Source organism: Bradyrhizobium sp. 197 (assembly GCF_023073375.1).
GTDB lineage: Bacteria > Pseudomonadota > Alphaproteobacteria > Rhizobiales > Xanthobacteraceae > Bradyrhizobium.
Window position 1 is genome coordinate 1 of the sequence record NZ_JADPJJ010000060.1, and the last position, 3,999, is coordinate 3,999.

Below are 3,999 nucleotides of genomic sequence, written 5' to 3' on the forward strand. Positions count from 1 at the left end.
CACGCGCCCGGACCTCGGGTGAAAACTTGTTCGTTGTCTTGCTCGTCATGGCTCCACCTTCTCAAGAGTTGGAGCCTCCGGCAATCCCGGGGCGGTTCACCAGCATTCGATGTCGTAGCTCGAGCCGGAATCATTCTTCGCGTTCCTCGAGACAGATATGACTTCGAGGGGAGAAGTCATTCGCTTTGGTATTGCGATGCCTTCCAGGCTGGTCGATTTGAGTGGGTCGAGACCGCCTTCATGGTCTCGCCTTTGATGGGCAGAAACACGACGATGCGGCCTTTCATGGCCGATCCGGGTATTGAGGCTGCAAAGGCACTCTGGAACGGAATGTCGGAATTTCAGTTGGCTTGGCCAATCGAGGAAATAGATCCCGAGTCGCTCATAGATCGTTGGGCCAATTGGCTCGCCGATGCCGCAGAAGGGCGGTTGCACGCTCCCTCCACGATGCCTGAGAAGCCGACACCTCGGAATTGGCGTCAGAAATAGCTGGGCCGCACTTGGGGGATTGAGGCTGGAGGCAGCAAGAACCCGCGTTCAGGTCAAAGAAAAGCCCCGCTATGAGCGAGGCCTCTTTTGCAATCTGCCCTACGTCGGGTTCAGGCGCAGTAGGTCATCTTGGATTTGGTCAAAGATGGCCGCGGCGGAGTGCTGATCCTACCTCCATAGGGGGAGGCGAGATCATAATCTTCGCTAGGCATTCCTGAAGCAGCAAGCTTCTCTACGGCTCTCAGGGCAGCAACGATAGTCTTCTCATGGCGCCGAGCGCGCGGATTGGATCGGATGGCTACTTTGATCTTGTTCTGCTTCGTCATGGCGAGACCTCAAATGGCCAAAAATCGATTACGGGTCTGGATGGCGACGCTATGGTTCCGACTAACGAGGAAGTCCTGTAGCATTCTGTAGTACGACCGGACGGCCTTGTTCAACTCCGAATTTGCACCAAAGTTCTCTACGATGAGGTTAAGTTCCTTTTCGATCACCTCCATGGACAGCCCACGACCGTGCGAGCGCCACTTCTTAGTGTCATTGAGCTTGTTCGCAATCTCAGCTGCTCGCTTTTCTCTCATAGCCGCGGTGACTGCTTTCTTTTTGCTGCGCGTCTTAACCCAGTCCTTAAACTTGTACTGAACAAGCCACTTCTTGAGCAGATCCACCGAGTGATCCCTCGCCTGCTCGAAGCGATGCAATTCCGCCGGATCAAACTTTTGAACTAGGAACGCCAGTTCAGCCGCACTGAGTCCGCCCGAACTCTTCGACTTCTTGACCAATTGCTCGTACTTTTCGAGGTACCCGAGCGCGGGCACAAACGTCCCGTTGCGGTTTCTTACCTGGGGATCGATCGGACCAAGGATCGAATAGTAATCCATGTAGATCTTGTCACCTGACATCAACAGCACGGTGCCGGCCGACATTGCGAAGTTGGGAACGAGAAAACAGACCTCTTTGGGATAATGATGCCGTAGAACGTCTGCGATACGTTCGGCCGTCTCTATCGATCCGCCGTCTGTTTCAAGTATGACGAGGAGCCGAGCTTTTCTATCCTTGATGTCTTCGATGTGATCTCGGATTAGATCATCGAAGGGCGGTCCGATACCGTGGATGCAGGTAATCACGTCGCAGTCGAGGGTTCTCTCGATATGCTGTAGCCGGCGGCTTAGCTCGGCCTCCACATACTTGCGCGTGGCTGTTGTCAGGTCGCCGCCATCCGCTTTAGCCATTCAGATGCCCCATTCCCCTGGACACGCTGTAGCTGAATCGGAACTTATCCGCAACGCCTCACAACAAGTCGTGCGCCCAATGATGCTCCCGGCTTGGCGAGATGCCGGAAGCGCCCCTCCCAGATTGCTGGTTCAGTCGCCGTCCATCTCAAGCGTAGTGCTCTCGCCGGTTGAGGTGTCGGTAGCCTCGATCTCGACCGTTCGGCCAGAACGCCGGATGCTGTCTACGTCATATTCCTTGTAGCCATGATCGCTGTCGTACACCTCAATCGTTCGTCCAGATCGAACAAGTTGGCCTCGCTCAATCTCGACGCTCGAGCCGGTTGCCGCATTGGTGCCGTCCCATGCGAATGCTTCAGTGAGATTGGTGGACGCGGTCAGAACCGCGAGCAAGAAGCTTAGGCGTATCACGAGGCAATTCTCCTGCTTACCCGGTGCTTACCCACCGGGCGGCGCACGGATCGAAAAATCCAATAAGTAATTGATTTAACTGTCGCACCCGACACGATTCGAACGTGTGACCTTTGCCTGAGGGCAGGGCTCTATGCCGCTGGCGCTTAGGGAAGGGAGCCACGCCCGACTTGGTGCCAGCTTGGGCTCCGCGTTGAAAGTCACTTATAGGCAGGAAATGCACCTAGTTTCTTTACCCATCTCGGCAAGTCATTGAAATCGCGAGAAATGCGACCGCCCTCCGGACGCACCAAAGACGCTTCTATTCTCGGCCATCGTCGCGACTTTTTCGCGTCGCCCATAAGCAGAAAACACTCTTGTTTCGTGCCGAGCTTTTCCCGGTTTGCCTGCGCGATCTGACGCGCCGGCATCTCGGATCGGTCCAACCGAACATCATCATCATCTGACTCTCGGGGTAGTCGCGTAGGCCTCGGCCCGCGCCTTGCGCACGCCGCCTGCGAGTGCAGGAACTGCCGTGGTTTGGATGCGTTTGAGGGACAAGACGAATCCATTCCGTCCGTCACGCTCTGGCGGAATTGCCTGTTGATCGAGGTGACGGCACGGCGCCGCCCACGGCGGAGAAGGGGGCTGATCCGGACCGAACAGGTTTTACAGCAATGAGCGTCTGCAGAGCGATTCGGATCGGCCTGTTTACCGCAGTGATCGCAACGGCTTGGATCGGCGAACTGGTCGATCGATGCGCGGCGCAGACGTCTCTGGCCGAGCCCGCGAAGGCGCCTCCGCGCAAGCAGAGCGCCGGCGGCGATAAGGGGGTGACGGTATCGAAGAGCCGCTACACGGCCGGATTGGTTACCGGCATGCCGCAAAGCACCGAATTCGCCATAGCCCAGGAAATAGCGACCACGCTGGCCACCGGTCAGGAGACCGGACCACACGGCGAAATGGCGTTGCGGGTGCTGCCACTACTTGGAAACGGCGGCGTCCGCAACGTCGTCGACGTCCTTACCTTGGCGGGCGCCGACATGGCGATCGCGCCTGTCGTTCTGGTCGATCGCCTCCGGGACGCCAGGGCCCTTGGCGACATCCGCGATAAGCTAGTCTACATCACCGTTCTGTTTGGCGAAGAATTCCATCTGATCCCGCGGCCCGAAATCAAAACGCTGGCCGATCGTGCTAGCCGATCGCCAGTAAATCGACTTCGGATATTCCATAATGAAGGTTATTCGAAGAGCGGCGCGACAGCGAAGAACACATGAGAATGATCCTCAACACCTCCGATGGCCTGGCGCCGCGTCTCAGCTTCCAAGTGGCGCGGCCAACGCGATCCGCGACGTAGCCTAGACGGCTACGCCGAGACCTGGGGCAGGCCGACCGCAAAACTGGCTATCGCGCGCAAAGATCAGGATCGCAGCGATGGACGACGGCGCGGCCGCGGACGAGCAGGGCAGGATCGATCTCTATTTCCGATGGGGCCCAGCAAGCAGAAACTCGATGCCGCCGAGATCTTTTGGCACTAGCCGTATCGCGGGATCCGCATCTCGCTGCATAGCAGCTTCTGGCTCATCTCTTATGTTATGGAACCAAGCAGTAATATCACATTGGAAACCATCAGCTATTCATATTCGCATAACATAGATTATGGAATATTTCGACGGATCCGCACGTTCGGATTTCAGATTTTGAAGCCACAGGTGGAAATCCCATGTGGACGCGCACATTCCGCTCTGGCGCCGACACACCAATACGGTTCAATCGCGACTCAGCGACGATGAGATCAACGCGATGAGCTTCAAAGCGGCAGCCACGAATGGCGCATACGAGCCTACCTTACATTGTCCGAACTGCAATCACGAAATTCGACTGACGA

At 56.7% G+C, this 3,999-nt stretch carries 3 protein-coding genes; 1 reads left to right on the forward strand and 2 read right to left on the reverse strand.

The window, feature by feature from the left end:
* Positions 1-824: 824 nt before the first annotated feature.
* Both IVB27_RS14405 and IVB27_RS14410 read right to left on the reverse strand, forming a co-directional pair.
* Positions 825-1,721, reverse strand: a complete 897-nt coding sequence (locus IVB27_RS14405) for an SDH family Clp fold serine proteinase (protein WP_247444201.1) — start codon at positions 1,719-1,721, stop codon at positions 825-827.
* A 132-nt stretch (positions 1,722-1,853) separates the two neighbouring features.
* The gene (locus IVB27_RS14410; RefSeq protein ID WP_247444202.1) at positions 1,854-2,114 is read right to left on the reverse strand and encodes a DUF5334 family protein; all 261 of its coding nucleotides are present in this window, start codon (positions 2,112-2,114) and stop codon (positions 1,854-1,856) included.
* A 674-nt stretch (positions 2,115-2,788) separates the two neighbouring features.
* Between IVB27_RS14410 and IVB27_RS14415 the strand changes: the two genes are divergently transcribed.
* A complete protein-coding gene (locus IVB27_RS14415) occupies positions 2,789-3,388 on the forward strand; it encodes a hypothetical protein (RefSeq protein ID WP_247444203.1) in 600 nt (199 codons plus the stop codon).
* The last annotated feature ends 611 nt before the right edge of the window (positions 3,389-3,999 follow it).

What these genes read in the sequence shown, in the direction of transcription:
- IVB27_RS14405 (WP_247444201.1), bottom strand. Translation starts at nt 1,721, where the DNA reads ATGGCTAAAGCGGATGGCGGCGACCTGACAACAGCCACGCGCAAGTAT.
- IVB27_RS14415 (WP_247444203.1), top strand. Translation starts at nt 2,789, where the DNA reads ATGAGCGTCTGCAGAGCGATTCGGATCGGCCTGTTTACCGCAGTGATC.